8 protein-coding genes are annotated in these 17,699 nt (G+C 74.4%); 3 read left to right on the top strand and 5 right to left on the bottom strand.

Features of this window, described 5'->3' with window-relative positions; genetic code table 11:
* Positions 1–241: 241 nt before the first annotated feature.
* A complete protein-coding gene (locus ACWD35_RS36045; protein ID WP_451355578.1) occupies positions 242–1,255 on the bottom strand; it encodes a hypothetical protein in 1,014 nt (337 codons plus the stop codon).
* Between the two features lie 269 nt (positions 1,256–1,524).
* Between ACWD35_RS36045 and ACWD35_RS36040 the strand changes: the two genes are divergently transcribed.
* Both ACWD35_RS36040 and ACWD35_RS36035 read left to right on the top strand, forming a co-directional pair.
* Positions 1,525–4,296 (top strand): type I polyketide synthase, encoded by a 2,772-nt coding sequence (locus ACWD35_RS36040; protein ID WP_451355577.1) that lies wholly within the window; start codon positions 1,525–1,527, stop codon positions 4,294–4,296.
* Between the two features lie 29 nt (positions 4,297–4,325).
* Positions 4,326–7,706 (top strand): amino acid adenylation domain-containing protein, encoded by a 3,381-nt coding sequence (locus tag ACWD35_RS36035; RefSeq protein ID WP_451355576.1) that lies wholly within the window; start codon positions 4,326–4,328, stop codon positions 7,704–7,706.
* Positions 7,707–7,759: 53 nt separating this feature from the next.
* Here ACWD35_RS36035 and ACWD35_RS36030 read toward each other — a convergent pair whose 3' ends face one another.
* Genes ACWD35_RS36030 through ACWD35_RS36020 form a run of 3 tightly spaced genes read right to left on the bottom strand, consistent with a single transcriptional unit; the run spans position 7,760 to position 10,407 of the window.
* Complete coding sequence (locus ACWD35_RS36030; protein ID WP_451355575.1) at positions 7,760–8,542, bottom strand: hypothetical protein; 783 nt, start codon at positions 8,540–8,542, stop codon at positions 7,760–7,762.
* Positions 8,543–8,545: 3 nt separating this feature from the next.
* Positions 8,546–9,394, bottom strand: a complete 849-nt coding sequence (locus ACWD35_RS36025; protein WP_451355574.1) for an ABC transporter permease — start codon at positions 9,392–9,394, stop codon at positions 8,546–8,548.
* A complete protein-coding gene (locus ACWD35_RS36020) occupies positions 9,391–10,407 on the bottom strand; it encodes an ATP-binding cassette domain-containing protein (protein WP_451355573.1) in 1,017 nt (338 codons plus the stop codon). Before ACWD35_RS36020 ends, ACWD35_RS36025 begins: the two co-directional genes overlap by 4 nt.
* A gap of 64 nt (positions 10,408–10,471) precedes the next feature.
* Here ACWD35_RS36020 and ACWD35_RS36015 point away from each other — a divergent pair, with 64 nt between their 5' ends.
* Positions 10,472–11,077: a TetR/AcrR family transcriptional regulator gene (locus ACWD35_RS36015; RefSeq protein WP_451355572.1), complete on the top strand. Its 606-nt coding sequence runs from the start codon at positions 10,472–10,474 to the stop codon at positions 11,075–11,077.
* Between the two features lie 9 nt (positions 11,078–11,086).
* Here ACWD35_RS36015 and ACWD35_RS36010 read toward each other — a convergent pair whose 3' ends face one another.
* On the bottom strand, positions 11,087–17,698 hold the full coding sequence (locus ACWD35_RS36010; protein WP_451355571.1) for an SDR family NAD(P)-dependent oxidoreductase: 6,612 nt from the start codon (positions 17,696–17,698) through the stop codon (positions 11,087–11,089).
* Between the last annotated feature and the right edge of the window lies 1 nt (position 17,699).

Here is a 17,699-nt window from a genome sequence, read left to right as displayed (position 1 = left end):
GCGCCTCCACCACTACAGGATGGCCCGTCACAGTCCGTACCCCCGGCAAATTCGACGCTCGGATCCTCAATGACCCTGCCGACGGTAGCAGCGCTTCAACAGGCCTCACAGATTCATCGCACACAATTGCGTGTGCATTCTTCACTCCGGAAAAGAATATGGCTGACCGCCCCACCGGGATCGGATCCCGCCGGGGCGCCCAGTCCTTTCCAGAACGTCAAACCCAGTCAGAATGTCGGAATCAGTTCGCCGACCGCCGGACGACGGTGCAGGAGAAGGTGAATCCACCGCCGCCCTGGATGAGCATGCCGAACTCACCGGGCGCCAGCGCCGCCGCCATATCGGCCAGGTCCGCCAGGTACTCCCCCGGGCCCAGGCAGCCGGTGGAGTTCTCCAGGTACTCGGGCTGCCGGCCGAGGAGCATGCCGATCGCGGGCTTGAACACGTTCTCGCGCATCTGCCGGGCGAGCCGCGGAATCGTGACGCAGCGGATGTCCTCCGGCTCGACGCCGGCCTTGGCCATCGCCCGGCCCGCCGCGCCGAACAGCTGCTCGACGCCGGCCTTGCCGAGCTGCGCCGCCTGGCCCGAGGCCTGGAAGACCTTGTTGGGGCGGTTGAGGTCGATCGGGGTGCTGTGCCCGAGCGGGGCGGCGGCGAACTCGTCGTCGCCGCGCATCTGGACCTCGAACGCCGGGTCCGCGCCCATCTCCAGCGCCAGCAGGTCCAGCAGGTCGTTGCCGCCACCGCTGCGGCCGAGCACGACCGCGACGCCCGCGTCCCCGTAGACGGCCTCCTCGTTGCTGCGCCACCGGTCGAAGCCGGGCCCGCAGAACCGGTCCGCGGCCGTGACCAGGGCCGCGGTCGAGTCCGGCGTGGCGGCCAGCAGCACGGCCGCGAGGTGCAGCGACAGGGCGGCACCGTTGCAGGTCTGCTGCACGTTGATCGGCAGGCTGGCGACGGCTCCCGACTCCTGCGCGATGTAGTGCGCCGCCGACCAGATGTCGAAGCCCTGATAGTACAGGTTCGAGTGCAGCAGGTGGCTGACGGCACCCGGCTCCACGCCGCTCGCCGCGATCGCCTCGCGCGCGGCCAGCACGGCCATCTGCGGCGCCCCGAGCTCGTTCGAGACGGTCAGTTCGGTGACGCCGACGCGCTCCAGGTCCTCCGGGGCGAAGCCCTCCGGCGCAATCTCCGTGTCCGGCGGGAACCAGGCCACCGCCGCCTTGATGCTGAGCCCATTGCCCTGTTCGGCCATCGGCTATTCAGCCCCTTCTCAGTTGAACGTCCGGATGAATACACGGCAGCTGCGACCGACCGCGACTACCCCTTGCTACCCGGCCCCCGATGCCCGATCAACCCCTACCGCACCCTTAGTCGTCCGGGCGGCAGACGGCCGTAGGGGTAGAGGTGGGGTATCAGGCGGCAGGCCCGCGCAGTATGTTCGGCGGGGAATCAAGGCGGGCTCACGCATTCCGTCCGGGCCCGCCAATTGGCCTGACAATTCACGGGAGAGCCACAAAGCCGATGGCCGATGAAGAGAAACTGCGAGAGTACCTGAAGAAGGCCACCGGTGAACTCCAACGCGTCACCCGGAGGCTGCAGGAGGCCGAGCTCAGGGAGACCGAGCCCATCGCGATCGTCGGCATGGGCTGCCACCTCCCGCCCGGCCTGCGGTCCCCGGCGGAGCTGTGGCGGTTCGTCGCCGGCGAGGGTGACGGCATCTCGCCGTTCCCGGAGGACCGGGGCTGGGACACCGTCGACCCGTCGACCACGCGCCTGGGCGGGTTCGTCGCCGGGGCCGACCTCTTCGACGCCGGGTTCTTCGGACTCGGCGACCACGAGGCGCTGGCGATGGACCCGCAGCAGCGGCTGTTCCTGGAGACCGCGTGGGACGCGCTGGAGCACGCCGGCCTGGACCCGGCCGGACTGCGCGGCAGCCGGACGGGCGTCTACGCCGGGGTCTCCTACTCCCACTACGGCGCCGGGGCGCAGGCGGACCTCCCGGCGAGCGTCGCGAGCCAGTTGATCGTCGGCGGCGCCCCGAGCACGACCTCGGGCCGGATCGCCTACCACCTGGGCCTGCACGGACCGGCGATCAGCGTCGACACGGCCTGCTCGTCCTCGCTGGTCGCCGTCCACCTGGCCTGCCAGGCCCTGCGGCGCGGCGACTGCGAGCTCGCGCTGGCCGGCGGCGTCACGATCATGAGCACCCCGGACGTCGTCGTCGAGTTCGGCCACCGCGGCGCCCTCGCCGCGGACGGTCGGTGCAAGCCCTTCGCGGCCGCCGCCGACGGCATGGGGTTCGGCGAGGGCACCGGGCTGCTGGTGCTGGAGCGACTGTCGGTGGCCCGGCAGAACGGCCACCGGGTGCTCGCGGTGATCCGCGGGTCCGCGGTCAACCAGGACGGCGCGACGAACGGCCTGACCTCGCCGAGCCGATCGGCGCAGGAGGCCGTCATCCGCCAGGCGCTGACGGCCGCCCGGCTGACCCCCGACCAGGTGGACGCGGTGGAGGGGCACGGGACCGGCACGGCGCTGGGCGACTCGATCGAAGCCGAGGCCGTCATCGCCACCTACGGCGAGTCCAGGCCGGCCGGCCGCCCGCTGCGGCTGGGATCGGTCAAGTCGAACATCGGCCACACCCAGACCGTGTCCGGGGTGGCGGGCGTGATCAAGATGGTGATGTCCATGCGCGCGGGGATCCATGCGCGCACCCTCCACATCAACCGGCCGTCCCCGCACGTCGACTGGTCCGCCGGCACCGTCGTGCTGACCGGCGAATCGGCTCCGTGGCCGGCCGAGGGCCGTCCCCGGCGGGCGGGCGTCTCGTCCTTCGGCATCAGCGGCACCAACGCGCACCTGATCCTCGAGGAGGCCCCGGCGGCGGACGACGACTCCGTCCCCGACAGCGCGGACGGTGCCACGCCCTGGGTGCTGTCGGCGAAGACCGAACCGGCGCTGCGGGCCATGGCCGCGGAGCTCTCCGAGCTGCTCCGTGCCGAGCCGAACGCGGCCGCCGGCCTCGGGAGTTCGCTCGCCCGCACCAGGACGGGCTTCAGGCACCGCGCGGTCTGCGCGGGCTCCCGGGAGGAGCGGCTCGCCGCGCTCGCGGCGCTGGCCCGGGGCGAGCAGGCCCCCGGCCTGGTCACCGGCACGGCCTCCGCCGCGCGGGTCGCGGTGGTGTTCACCGCCGGTGAGCCGGGCAGCGGTGAGCCGGGCAGCGATGCCCCGGCCCGGACCCTGGCCGAACGCTTCCCCGCCTTCGCCGAGGCGTACGACGACATGCGCACGCGCCTGGAGGCGCGGCTCGACGGGCCGCTGACGGCGCATCAGGACACCGCGGTGTTCGCGCTCCACTACGCGCTGCACCGCCTGGTGCGCTCGTTCGGGGTGGCGCCGGAGCTCGTCGCCGGCGCGGGGATCGGCGAGATCGCCGCGGCCTGCGCCGCGGGCGTCCTGTCGCCGGACGACGCCGCGGTGCTCGCGGTCGCGGCCACCAGCGCCGGTGCGGACGGCCTGCGGGCCACCGCCGAGCGGCTCGGCTACGCGCGCCCCGCCCTCACGGTCGTCTCCCCCGCCGCGCCGGACGACCCGCGCCACTGGGCGACCGGCGACTTCCTGCGGGCCCCGGCCGCGGACCCGCTGTCCCTGGTCCGGGAGCAGGGCGCGACCACCTGCCTGGTGCTCGATCCCGCCGCCCTCACCACCGCGGAGGCGGTGCTCGCCCTGCTCGCGCGGGCGTACACCGCCGGAGCGCCGGTGTCGTGGCAGGCCGCGTTCACCGGCACCGGCACCCGCCGGGTCGAGCTGCCCGGCTACCCGTTCCAGCGCGAGCGCTACTGGATCGACGCGCGCGGCCCGCTGGGCGCCGCGCGGCCTGTGGACACCGAGCCCTGGGACACCGCACCGCAGGGCACCGCGCGGTGGGACGCCGACGAGCTGTCGCGGCTCGCCCTGGAGGAACCGCAGGCGGCGGGGCAGGAGCTCACGGACCTGCTGTTCGCCCGGGTGGCCGCGATGATCGAGGCGCCCGAGGCCGACCGGGAGCACCTGCGCGCACGGTTCGCCGACTCCCGGCTGGGCGACCTCGGCCTGGACTCGCTGCGCGCGATGCGGCTGCGCGACGGGTTCCGCGCGGAGCTCCTGGTGGACGTCCCGCCGCAGCGCCTGCTCGGCGACACCACCGTCGCGGACATCGTCGACCTGGTGTGCCGGTCCCTCGCCGCCCGACGCCTCGTGGTGTCCGGCGACGAGGCGCCCGAGGCCGCCGGCCCCGTCGAAGAACTCATCCTCTAACGCCCTCTTAACGACAGGAAGGCAGGCATGTGAGCACGGACCTCTTCGCCGAGTTGTACCGCCGCGGGGTCAGGATGCGGCTGGTCGACGGCCGGCTCCACCTGACGGCCCCACCCGGTGCCCTGACCAGCGAGCTGCGTGAGGAGATGAAGCTTCGCCGGGACGAGCTCATCGACATCGTCACGCGCTCCCAGAGCGCGGGCGAGCCGGCCGGCCTCGAACCGCGGCCGGCCGAACGCCACGAGCCGTTCCCGCTGACCGACATCCAGCAGGCGTACTGGGTCGGCCGGACGCCGGGGGTGGAGCTCGGCGGCAACTCGACGCACTGCTACCTCGAGTTCGACGCCGCGGACCTCGACATCCCCAGGCTGAGCCGGAGCCTGGACCAGCTCGTGCAGCGCCACGACATGCTCCGGGCGGTCATCCAGCCCGACGGCCGCCAGCGGGTGCTGCCCGAGGTCCCGCCGTACGACATCGACGTCACGGACCTGTCCGGCCTCGACGAGGCGGCCCAGGAGGCCGGCATCGAGCGGATCCGGGAGCGGCTGGCGCACCAGGTCCTGCCCGCCGACCAGTGGCCCCTCTTCGAGGTCCACGCGACCCGGCTGGACGAGCGGCGCTGGCGCCTGCACCTGAGCCTGGACATGCTGGTCCTGGACGGGTACAGCTTCGGCATCTTCCAGCGCGACTGGTTCCGGTTCTACAGCCGGCCGGACGCCCCGCCCGCCCCCATCGAGGTCACCTTCCGCGACCACGTGCTCGCCGAGCAGCGGCAGCAGGGCGAGCCGCGGTTCGAGGCCGACAAGCGGTACTGGCACGACCGGATCGACCAGCTGCCGCCCGCTCCCGAACTCCCCCTGGCCGTCCAGCCCGGGCAGCTCGGCCGCCCGGCCTTCGCCCGCCAGCACGCCCGGCTGTCCCGCGAGGGCTGGGCCGCCGTCAAGGAGACCGCCCGCCGCCGGGGCCTCACGCCGTCGGCCGTGCTCGTCACCGTCTACGCCGACGTGCTGCGGCGCTGGTCCAAGCGGCCCGAACTCACGCTCAACCTGACGCTGTTCAACCGTCCGCCGGTGCACCCGCAGATCGGCGACGTGATCGGCGACTTCACCTCGCTGGTGCTCCTGGAGACCAGGCCGGAGCAGGGCGACTCGTTCGCGGCGCGGGCGAAGCGGCTGAACCACCAACTCCTGGACGACCTCGGGCACTCCAGCTACTCGGGGGTCCGCGTGCTGCGGGAGCGCGCCAAGCGGCTCGGCGGCCGGCTGGGCGCCGCGATGCCGGTGGTGTTCACCAGCATGATCGGCTTCGACTCCGGCGGCAGCCTCACCGAGAGCGCCCAGGTGTTCGGCGACGTCGTGTACGGGGTCAGCCAGACGCCGCAGGTCTGGCTGGACTACCAGGTGCTCGAGGACCGCGGCGAGCTGCTGATCAACTGGGACTCCGTCGAGGGGCTCTTCCCCCCGGGCATGATGGACGAGATGTTCCAGGCCCACCACGACTGCCTGGTGCGCCTGAGCCAGGGCGAGACCGCGTGGGACGAGCGGGAGGTCGTCGAGCTCCCGCGGGCCCAGGCCGAGGAGCGCCTGCGGGCCAACGCGACCGAGGCGCCCATTCCCAGCCGGACGCTGTGCGGTCTGGTCGAGGAGCAGGCGGCGCGGACGCCGGACGCGGTCGCCGTGATCTCCGCCGACGGTCAGCACGACTACCGCGAACTGGTCGACGACGCCTACCGGTTGGCCCATGCACTGCAGTCGCTCGGCGCGAAGCCGAACACCCTGGTCGCCATCGTCGCCGACAAGGGCTACGCCCAGGTGGCGGCGGCCCTCGGCGTCACCCGTTCCGGGGCCGCCTACCTGCCGATCCAGCCGGGTTGGCCGGCCGCCCGGCGGGAGCAGCTGATCCAGCAGGGCCGGGTCGAGGTGGTGGTCACCACCCCGCGGCTGCGTGACGAACTGAGCTGGCCCGAGGGTGTCCGGCTGGTGACCCTCGCCGACGCCGAGGTGCGGTCCGCGCCGACCACCGCGCCGCCGACCGGTCCCGCCCCGGACGACCTGGCGTACGTGATCTTCACCTCCGGTTCGACCGGCACGCCCAAGGGCGTCATGATCGACCACCAGGCCGCGGCGAACACCATCCAGGACCTCAACGACCGCTACCGGGTCACCGCGGACGACCGGGTGCTGGCGCTGTCCGCCCTGAGCTTCGACCTCTCGGTGTACGACGTCTTCGGCCTGCTGGCGGCGGGCGGCGCCGTGGTGCTGCCGGAGCCGGGACGGTCGCAGGAGCCGCAGCACTGGTCGGAGTTGCTGGAGCGGCACGGGGTGACGCTCTGGAACAGCGTGCCGGCCCTGATGCAGGTGTGGATCGAGTCGCACGGTCCGGCCGCCCCGCCCGCCGGGGACCGGCTGCGGCTGGCCATGCTGAGCGGCGACTGGATCCCGGTGGCGCTGCCGGACCGGATCCGCGCGTACTACCCGCAGGTCGAGGTGATGAGCCAGGGCGGTGCCACCGAGGCGTCCATCTGGTCGATCAACTACCCGATCGGCGAGGTGCCCCCGGAGTGGTCGCGGATCCCGTACGGCAAGCCGCTGGCCAACCAGACCATGCACGTCTACGACCAGTGGATGGAGCCCTGCCCGGTCTGGACGACGGGTGAGATCTACATCGGCGGAACCGGTGTGGCCCGCGGCTACTGGGCCGACCCGGAGCGGACGGCGGAGCGCTTCGTCACCCACCCGCGGACCGGCGACCGGCTCTACCGGACCGGCGACCTCGGCCGCTACCTCCCGGGCGGTGACATCGACTTCCTGGGACGCGAGGACTCGCAGGTCAAGCTGAACGGCTACCGCATCGAGCTCGGCGAGATCGCGGCCCCGCTGCTGCGGCACCCGGGTGTCCGGGACGCGCTGGTCACCGTGGACACCAACGCCAGGACGGGCAGCCGCCAACTGGTCGCCTACCTGGTGCCCGAGGACGGCGGGACCGCCGCGGGCCAGCCCCACCCCGAGGCCGCCGCCCTGCGGGCCGAACTCGAGGAGGTCCTCCCCGAGTACATGGTGCCGCGCCACTACCTGGTCATCCCGCAGGTGCCGCTGAGTACGAACGGCAAGGTCGACGTGTCGGCGCTGCCCGCCCCGCGGGAGCAGCGGGCCGCCGCCGGGCCGGCCGCTCCGCAGGACGACCTGGAGCGGACCCTGCTGCGGATCTGGCAGGAGTCCCTGGAGCGCGACGACTTCGGCACCGGGGACAACTTCTTCGAGCTCGGCGGGGACTCGCTGCGCGCGATCGGTGTCCTGGAGCGGATCAGCGCGGAGCTCGGCACCACCGAGGGCCAGGAGAACGGTCTGCGCCGGCTCTTCAGCAACCCCACGGTCGCCCAACTGGCAGCCGCCATGCGCACCGAGGGCTGAGACGGCAAGCGAAGAGCCCCGCCCGTGACGGGCGGGGCTCTTCGCTTGCCGTCTCACCCCCACCCGGCGGCGAGCGGCTCGACGAGCACACCGCCCGGGGAGGCGAACAGTGCGAGCCGCAGGCGCCGTGCGCCGATGGTGGCCTGGATCGGCGCGGAGCGGGCGACCGCGCCCAGGGAGAGCGCCCTCGCGTAGTCGGCCTCGATCTCGGTGCTCAGCACACCGATCGAGGGGAAGCCGGCGTCGTTCATCTGCCGGCCGGCCGAGGCCGTCTCGTCGCGCGCGAGGACGAGCACGCAACCGGTCCCCATCGCCGACGGCACCGTGCCCCACGCGGCCTCGGCGGTGACCGCGTCCCACTGGACCTCGGCCAGCTGCTCCCAGAACGCCGCCTCCGCGGCCACCTCGGGGACCCGGCAGACGACCGCGCGCAGGCCCCCGGCTCCGCCCGCGGCGTCGAACCAGGTCTCGGTGCCGGGCGAACTCAGCGCCAGGCACCGGGGGTCCCGCGCCGCGCCGGACTCCGCGATCGCTTCCGCCAGGACCGGCGCGCTGACGGGGGTGCCCAGCCCCTCCGGCGGCGGGCACCCGAAGACACCGGTGAACCCCCCGACGGCGCGCGTCGGTTCGGCGTGCTGCACGACCTCCAACTGGATGCTCTCCGGCGCGGAGTAGAGCGCCAGCGGCAGCGGCGTGCGGTGCGGGGTGACCCGCTCGAAGCTCTCCGGCAGGCTCGCCTCGCCGGTGAAGTCGTGCCGGAACCCGACCAGTCCGGCGAACCTCGCGCCGTCCTCGATCGAGCCCTCCATGGCCAGGTGGGAGATGCCCTCGATCATGTGTCAGCCCTGCTTGCTGTAGAGGCGGAGGGTGATCGGCACGCAGACCAGCGTGATGACGGCGGTCGCGCCCAGGGACCAGAGGACCGGGCCGCCGGCGTGGCCGGTGTCGTTCATCAGGTCCCGGGCCGCGGTCGCCAGGTGGCTGAGCGGGTTGACGTCGACGAAGGCACGGAGCCAGCCGGGCATGGTGCCGGGCGAGACGAAGATGTTGCTGCCGAACGAGAGCGGCATCAGCACGGCGTTGGCGATGCTGAGGACGACGGCCGGATCGCGGACCACCAGGGCGAGCACCGACCACACCAGGGAGAGCGCCACCCCGAAGGCGATGACCAGGGCGGCGGCGGCGAGCACGCCCGGCGCACCGCCCGCGGGCCGGTAGCCCATGGCCAGGCCGAGGCCCACCACGATGGTGGCGGCGAACAGGTAGCGCCCGGCGTCGCTGATCAGGCCGCCGAGCACCAAGGCCCCGCGCCAGACCGGCAGGCCGCGGAAGCGGTCGAAGGCCCCGCTGCGCACGTCCTGGGCGAGGCGGGCACCGCCGTACATGGTGACGATGGAGATGCTCATGCCCAGCACGCCGGGCAGCAGACTCTTGAGGTAGTTGCCGGGGGAACCGCCGACGGCGCCGCCGAAGAGGTAGGTGAACAGCACGGTCAGCAGGACCGGGATGGCGGTCGCGTCGACCAGCTGCTTGGGGTCGTGCTTGATCTTGAGCAGCGCGCGCTTGCCGAAGACGGCCGAGGCGGTGAGCGCCCCGGCGCGGCGGCGGTCGCGGCCCTCGGCGAGCAGGGCGTCGATCGGGTTGGCCGCCGCCGCGGCGGGACGGCTGGGGGCGGTGGGGGCAGTCATGCGCTCACGTCCTCACGGTCGTTGGCGCCCTGGCCGGCCCGGTGACCGGTCAGGGTGAGGAAGGCCTCGTCTAGGCTGGGCTGGCCGAGGGAGAGGTCGGCGATGCCCACCCCGGCCTCGGCGAGCCGGGTCATGGCCTGTCCGACCAGACGGCCCACGTCGGTGGCGTCGGGCCGGTCGGCGAGCAGCACCGACAGGCTGAGCGGGTCGGCGGCGAGCTGGACCGTGCCCTCCACGGTCGCGGCCAGGATCCGCAGCGCGTGCGGACGCTGCTCGCCGTCGAGCAGCCGCAGGTGCAGGGTGCCGGAGCCGACCTGGGCCTTCAGCTGGGCGCTGGTGCCCTCGGCGACGACCCGGCCGTGGTCGATGACCGCGATCTGCTCGGCGAGCTGGTCGGCCTCCTCCAGGTACTGGGTGGTCAGCAGCACCGTGGTGCCGGCCGCGGCGATCCGGCGGACCAGCTCCCAGACCTGGTTGCGGCTGTGCGGGTCGAGACCGGTGGTCGGCTCGTCGAGGAACAGCAGGTCGGGGGTGACGATCAGGCTGGCCCCGATGTCGAGCCGGCGCCGCATTCCGCCCGAGTAGCCGCCCACCGGCCGGCCGGCCGCCTCGGTCAGCTCGAACGCCTCGAGCAGAGCGTCGGCGCGGCGGCGGCTGGCGGCCCCGGACAGGCCGTTGAGACGGCCGAGGAGCAGCAGGTTCTCCTGGCCGGTCAGGTCCTCGTCGAGGGAGGCGAACTGGCCGGTCACGGCCACCCGGGCACGGATCTCGTCGGTCTCGGTGAGCACGTCGTGGCCGAGGATGCGGGCCGTGCCGCCGTCCGGCCGGATCAGGGTGGCCAGGATCCGGATCGTGGTGGTCTTGCCCGCCCCGTTGGGGCCGAGGAACCCGAACACCTGACCGCGCGGGATCGTCAGATCGATCCCGTCCAGGGCCCGCTTGTCTCCGTAGACCTTGACCAGACCGTGCGCCTCGATCGCCGGATGGTCTCCGGCCAAGCTTTTCTTTGACATGACGTAAGACTTGGGTATCTCTTACGGCTTGTCAAGGCTTCCATCGGGCGCATACCGTCGGACCATGGACGACCCGCTTCGCACCCCCGCACCCCGACGCCGCCTCCGGGCCGACGCCAGGCGCAGCATCGACGCCATCCTCGACGCGGCGCGGGTGCTGCTCACCGAACGGCGTGACGCGAGCATGGAGGACATCGCCGCCAAGGCCGGCCTCACCCGGCAGACCGTCTACGCCCACTTCCCCTCGCGCGACGCGCTGGTCACCGCGCTGGTCGAGGCCGCGGCCGCCGAGTACCTCACCGCGCTCGACGAAGCGGACCTCGACACCGCGCCGCCCGCCGAAGCCCTGGCCCGCTTCCTCGGTGCCGGCTGGCGGTTCCTGCTGCGGCACCCGCTGCTGCTCGACCCCACCGCCCCCGGCACCCCGCCGCCCCACCGCAACTCGCTCTCCGAGGCGGTGCCCCCTCGGCTGGAGCAGCTCATCCGGCGGGGCCAGCAGCAGGGCGTCTTCGACGACTCCCTCCCCGCCGGCTGGCTGGTCGCCGCCGTCATCGGGCTCCAGCACGCGGCCGCCGCCGAGGTCACCGCCGGGCGCCTGACCACTCATGCCGCAGAGGCGCTGTGCCTGGGGAGCGCACTGCGCCTCTGCGGTGGAGCGGACGGCCGGTAGTCCCCGCCGTCAGAACCCGTCGACGTCGGGGAGCTCCCCGTCGATGAGGGCGAAGAGCTCGTCGTCGCTGGCGGAGTCGAGGGCGGCCTCGGCCACGTCGCGGGACGGCGCCCCGGGCTCCGGGTGGGCGTCGTCCCAGCGGCTCAGCAGCGTCCGCAGGCGCCGGGTGATCCGGCCCCGCAGCTCCTCGTCCGGCACGCCCCGCAGCAGCGACCTCTCCAGGCCGTCGATCTCGTCGAGCAGCGGCTCGGACGTCGGCGCCGCCTCGGGGACGAGCTTGCCGCGCAGGTGCTCGGCGAGTTCGGCCGGGGTGGGGTGGTCGAAGACCAGCGTCGCCGGGAACCGGCCACCGGTCGCGCCGGCCAGCCGGTTGCGGAAGTCGACGGCGGTGAGCGAGTCGAACCCGAGGTCGCGGAACGGACGGTCCGGCTCCATGGCCTCCGCGTCGCCGCCGCCCAGCGCGGCGACCGCGTGCGAGCAGACCAGGCGGAGCAGGAACCGCTGCCGTTCGGCCTCGCCCAGCGACGCCAGTTGCCTCGCCACGCCGCCGGCGGGGTCGGCGGTCGCCGCCCGCACCTGGACCGGGGTGGTGATCAGGCCGCGCCACAGCGGCGGCAGCTGGCCGTCGCGGGCGAGGGCCTTCAACCGGTCGGTGCGCACCCGGGTCGCCAGCAGGACCGGCTCGGCGCTGCCGCGGGCGGCATCGAAGAGGGCCAGGGCCTGCGGGGTGGACAGCGCGGCGAAGTACCCCGTCATCCGGGCCCGGCTGGCGTCGGTGATGGTGGCGGTCAGCTTGCTGGTCTGCTCCCACAGACCCCACGCCGCCGACGTCGCGGGCAGGCCGGCGGCCCGCCGGTGAGCGGCGAGCGCGTCCAGGAACACGTTCGCCGCCGCGTAGTTGCCCTGGCCGGGCGCACCGGTCAGCCCCGCGCCGGAGGAGAACAGCACGAACTCGGCGAGGTCGGCCTGCGCGGTGAGCTCGTGCAGGTGCAGGGCCCCGTCGACCTTGGGCCGCATCACCGCGTCGATCTTCTCCGGGGTGAGCGAGGCCAGGATCCCGTCGTCGAGGACGCCGGCCGCGTGCACCACCGCCGTCAGCGGGTGGTCGGCCGGCACCGCGGCCAGGGCCTTGGCGAGGTCGGCCCGGTCGGCGACGTCGCAGGCGACCAGCTCGACGCTCGCGCCCAGCCCGGCCAGCTCGGCCCGCAGCTCGTCCGCTCCGGGTGCCGCGGGCCCGCTGCGGCTCAGCAGCACGAAGTGCCTGGCCCCGCGCTCGGCCAGGTGCCGCACGACCAGCCCGGCCACCGTCCCGGTGCCACCGGTGACCAGCACCGTCCCCTCGGGGTCCGGCGCCTGGGGGACGGTCAGCACGATCTTGCCGGTGTGCCGGGCCTGGCTCATGAAGCGGAACGCCGCGACCGCGTGGCGGACGTCCCAGGTGGTCCGGCGCGGCAGCGCCAGCGCGCCGGCCCGGAACAGGTCCATCACCTCGGCCAGCATCTCCTGGATGCGGTCCGGACCCACCTCGTTCAGGTCGAACGCCCGGTAGCCGACCCCGGGGTGGCCGGCGCGGACCTCGCCGTCGTCCCGGACGTCGGTCTTCCCCATCTCCACGAAGCGTCCGCCGGGCCGCAGCAGCCGCAGCGAGGCGTCGACGAACTCCCCGGCCAGCGAGTTCAGCACGACGTCCACGCCCTGCCCGGCCGTGGTGTCGGCGAACTGCCGCTCGAAGTCGAGGCTGCGGCTCGACGCGATGTGCGCGCCGTCCAGTCCGGCGGACCGCAGCACCGGCCACTTGCGCTCACTGGCGGTCGCGAACACCCGTGCGCCGCGGTGCTTCGCGAGCTGGACGGCCGCCATGCCGACGCCGCCGGTCGCGGCGTGCACCAGCACCGACTCGCCGGACCGCAGCCCGGCCAGCTCGAACAGCGCGTAGTGCGCGGTGAGGAACGCCACCGGCACCGAGGCGGCCTGCTCGAACGACCACCCCTCGGGGATCTTCGCGAGCAGCCGGTGGTCGGTCACCGCGACCGGGCCGAACGCGTGGGTCAGCAGGCCCAGCACCCGGTCCCCCGGCGCCAGGTCGCGGACCTCGCTGCCGACGGCCGTCACCGTGCCCGCGCCCTCACCGCCGAGGTCCGTCTCACCGGGCAGCAACCCCAGCGCGACGACCACGTCGTGGAAGTTGAGCCCGGCCGCGCGCACGGCCAGCCGCACCTCGCGCGGACCGAGCGGCTCGGTCGGCGCCGGGCACGGCGCCAGCGTCAGCCCCTCCAAGGTCCCGGTGCCGGCGCACTCCAGACGCCAGGCGGCCGCCCCGGCGGGCGGCACCAGGCTCTCGCCGCTGTCCGCCCTGGCCAGCCGCGGCACCAGCAACTGATCTGCCCGGATGGCGAGTTGAGGCTCGTCGCAGTCCGCGACCGCCGCCCAGGCCGGCGCCGATCCGGCGTCGTCCGGCAAGCCGCCGTCGTCGACCAGGACGAACCGGTCCGGGTGCTCCGCCTGCGCGCTGCGCACCAGGCCCCACACGGCGGCGCACTCCAGGTTCGCGAGATCGTCCCCGGCCACCGCCGCGACCGCGCCCTGGGTCCTGAACACCAGGCGGGCGGAGGCGAGTTCATCGGCCGCCAGCCACTCCTGCGCCGCGCCCAACGCGGCCGCGGTGACCGCGCGCACCCGGGCGCTCAGGTCGTCGTCGCCGCCCGCGGGCTCGGGGGCGCTCCAGACCACGAGGTCGGGGGCGGGCGTTCCGTCGGCGATCGCGGCGCGCAGCCCGGCCAGGTCGCCGTACCCGTCGACCACCGCGCCGCCGTCATCGAGCCGCCGCGCGAACGCCGTCGCGGACTCCGTCGCGCCCGCGCCCAGGACCGCCCAGCGCGACCGGGCCCGGCCCGTCCCGGACTCGGGCCGGGTGACCTGCGCCCAGTCGAGCCGGAAGAGCGCGTCGCGCCGCGCGCCGGTGTCCATCGTCCGCAGCTGCTCGGCCGACACCGGGCGCACCACGATGGCGCCCACCGAGACGACGGGCCTGCCGTCGAGGTCGGCGGCCGTCAGCGCCACCCGGTCCGGGCCGATCCGCCGCACCCTGACCCGCAGGTCGGCCGCGCCCGAGGCGACCAGGGCCACCTCGCTGAACACGAACGGCAGCCACAGGCCCGCACCGGTCGGTGAGTCCTCCTGCGCCATCAGGATGCCGGCCGCCTGCGCCGCCGCGTCCAGCAGCGCCGGGTGGACCGCGAACCGCCCGGCCTCGTCGCGCTGCTGGGACGGCAGGCCGACCTCGGCGAACACCTCGTCACCGTGGCGCCAGGCCCGGCGGATCCCGCGGAAGGCCGAGCCGTACGCGTAGCCGCGCTCCGCGTACCCCTCGTAGAGCCCGTCGGTGGGCAGCTCCCGCGCGCCGGCCGGCGGCCACACCAGCAGGTCGCCGAAGTCCTCCGGGAGCGGCGGACTGCCGATCTCACCAACGGCGTTGGAGGTCCACTCGCCGTCGACGGAGGTGTCCTGGGCCCTGGAGTACACCGTCACCCGGCGCTTGCCGGAGTCGTCCGGCGCTCCGGCGACGACCTGGACCTGGACCGCGCCCGCCGCGGGGATCACCATCGGGGCTTCCAACGTCAGTTCCTCGACCCCGGAGGCGCCGGTCTCGATCGCGGCGCGCAGCGCCAGCTCCACGAACCCGGTGCCGGGCAGCAGCACCTGCTCCTCGACCGCGTGGTCGGCCAGCCACCCGTGGGTCTGCGGCGACAGGCGGCCGGAGAGCACCACGGCGCCGCTGCCGGCGACGTCGATCGCGGCACCGAGCATCGGGTGCTCGCCGGCCCGCAGCCCCGCCCTGCCGAGGGCGTCCTTGGACGGCGCGGCCGGGTCCTGCCAGAACCGCTGCCGCTGGAACGCGTAGGCGGGCAGCTCCACGCCGTCCTCGCGCCCGTCGCGCCCGGCCCGGCCGAGCAGCGCCGCCCAGTCGACCGGCACGCCGTCGACGCCGGCCTGCGCGAGGGAGCCGAGGAAGTCGTCCAGGCCGCCGCGGTCGCGGTGCAGGGTCCCGAGGACGACCGCGGTGCCGTCCGCGGCGGCGACCGTCTCCTCCAGCCCCAGGGTGAGCACCGGGTGCGGGCTCGCCTCCACGAACAGCTCGTAGCCCCGGTCGACCAGGGTGCGGACGACCTCGTCGAAGCGCACCGGCTCCCGGAGGTTGCGGTACCAGTAGTCCGCGTCCAGCCCGGTGGTGTCCCACTGGCCGCCGGTCACCGCCGAGTAGAACGGGATCCGCGAGGGGCCGGGGGTGATGCCGTCCAGCTGGGCGAGCAGTTCCTCGCGGATCCGCTCGACGTGCGGCGAGTGCGAGGCGTAGTCGACGGGCAGCAGCCGCACCCGGACGTCGGAGTCCTGGTACTCGGCCACCAGCTCGGCGATCGCGTCGCTGTCGCCGGACACCACCACGGAGCCCGGTCCGTTGACGACCGCCACCACCAGCCGGCCGCCCCACCGGGACAGCCGCGCCTGCGCCTCCTGCGGCTCCAGGCCGAGCGACGCCATCGCGCCCTGCCCCGACAGCGAGCCCAGGGCCCGGCTGCGCAGCGCCACCACCCGCGCCGCGTCCTCCAGGGAGAGGCCGCCCGCCACGCAGGCGGCCGCGATCTCGCCCTGGGAGTGCCCGACCACCGCGGCGGGCTCGATGCCCGCGTGCTGCCACAGGGCGGCCAGCGACACCATGACGGCGAACAGCACCGGCTGGACCACGTCCACCCGGTCCAGGTCCGGGGCGCCGGGCGCCTCCCGAAGCACGTCGCGCACCGACCATCCGGTGAACGGGGCCAGGGCCAGGTCGCAAGCGGCCAGCCGGTCGCGGAAGACCGCGGAGGTCTCCAGCAGCCCCAGCGCCATGCCCCGCCACTGGGAGCCCTGCCCGGGGAACACCAGCACCGCCTCACCGGAACGGGTGCGGGCCGTCCCCCGGACCAGCCCGGCCGCGGGCTGGTCCGCGGCGAGCGCGTGCAGTCCGGCGAGCAGCTCGGTCCGGGTGGCGCCGAGCACGACGGCCCGGTGGGACAGCCCCGCGCGCCGGGTCAGCGCGCGGGCGGTGTGGAGCGCGTCCAGCTCCGGGTGGGCCTCGACGAACTCCGCGAGCCGGGCGGCCTGCCCGCGCAGGCCGCGCTCGCCCCGCCCCGACAGCACCCAGGGCAGCACCGGCAGCCCCTCCCCCGCCGGCGCGGCGCCCTCGGGAGCGGACGCCGGGGCCGCACCCTCGTCGGCCGGCGCCTGTTCGAGGATGAGGTGGGCGTTGGTGCCGCTGACCCCGAACGAGGAGACCCCGGCCCGCCGCGGCTGCCCGCTCTCCGGCCACGGCACCGCCCGCACCGCCAACTCGATGTCGCCCGCCGACCAGTCGACGTGCCGGCTCGGCTCGTCGACGTGCAGCGTCGCGGGCAGCACCCCGTGGCGCATCGCCAGCACCATCTTCATCACACCGGCCGCGCCCGCGGCGGCCTGCGTGTGACCGAGGTTGGACTTCGCCGACCCCAGCAGCAGCGGCCGGCCGGCCGGCCGGTCCTGGCCGTAGGTCGCCAGCAGCGCCTGCGCCTCGATCGGGTCGCCCAGCGTCGTCCCGGTGCCGTGCCCCTCCACCACGTCCACGTCGCGCAGCGACAGGCCCGCGTTGGCCACCGCCTGGCGGATCACCCGCTCCTGCGACGGCCCGTTCGGGGCCGTCAGCCCGCTCGACGCGCCGTCCTGGTTCACCGCCGAGCCCCGGATCACCGCGAGCACCTCGTGCCCCAACCGCCGGGCCTGCGAGAGCCGTTCGAGCAGCAGCAGGCCGACGCCCTCCGCGAACCCGAACCCGTCCGCGGCCTCGGCGAACGCCCGGCACCGGCCGTCCACCGACAGCGCGCGCTGCCGGCTGAACTCGACGATCACCTCCGGGCTCGACATCACCGCCACGCCGCCGGCCACCGCCATCGAGCACTCACCGGCCCGCAGCGCCTGCGCCGCCAGGTGCAGCGCGACCAGCGACCCGGAGCACGCCGTGTCGACGGTGACGGCCGGGCCCTCCAGCCCGAAGACGTAGGACAGGCGCCCCGACAGCACGCTCGGGCTGATCCCGGCGACCGCGTACCCCTCGACGCCGTGCGGGTAGTCGGTGGGGCCGGCGCCCACGAACACGCCGGTCCGGCTCCCCTTCAGACTCGCCGGATCCACCCCGGCGGTCTCGAACAGCTCCCAGGTGGTCTCCAGCAGCAGCCGCTGCTGCGGGTCCATGGCCAGCGCCTCACGCGGCGAGATCCCGAAGAACTCCGCGTCGAACCCGGACACGTCGTCCAGGAAGCCGCCCTCGCGGACGTACGAGGTCCCCAGGTGGTCCGGGTCCGGGTCGTACAGCCCGGCCAGGTCCCACCCCCGTTCCGTCGGGAACCCGCGGATCGCGTCCCGGCCTTCGGACAGCAGCCGCCAGTACTCCTGCGGTGAGCTCACGCCGCCGGGCAGCCGGCACGCCATGCCCACGATCGCCAGCGGCTCGCCGAGCTTCGCCTCCAGCTCGTCGTTGCGCTGCCGCAGCCGCCGGGTCTCCTTGACCGATTCCCGCAGCGCGTTGGTGATCTCTTCGACAGATGCAGCCATC

The sequence above is a fragment of the Streptomyces sp. NPDC002671 genome (genome assembly GCF_053592475.1).
The sequence above is the reverse complement of the archived record's forward strand: the minus strand, read 5'-3'. Positions and strand labels throughout refer to the sequence as shown.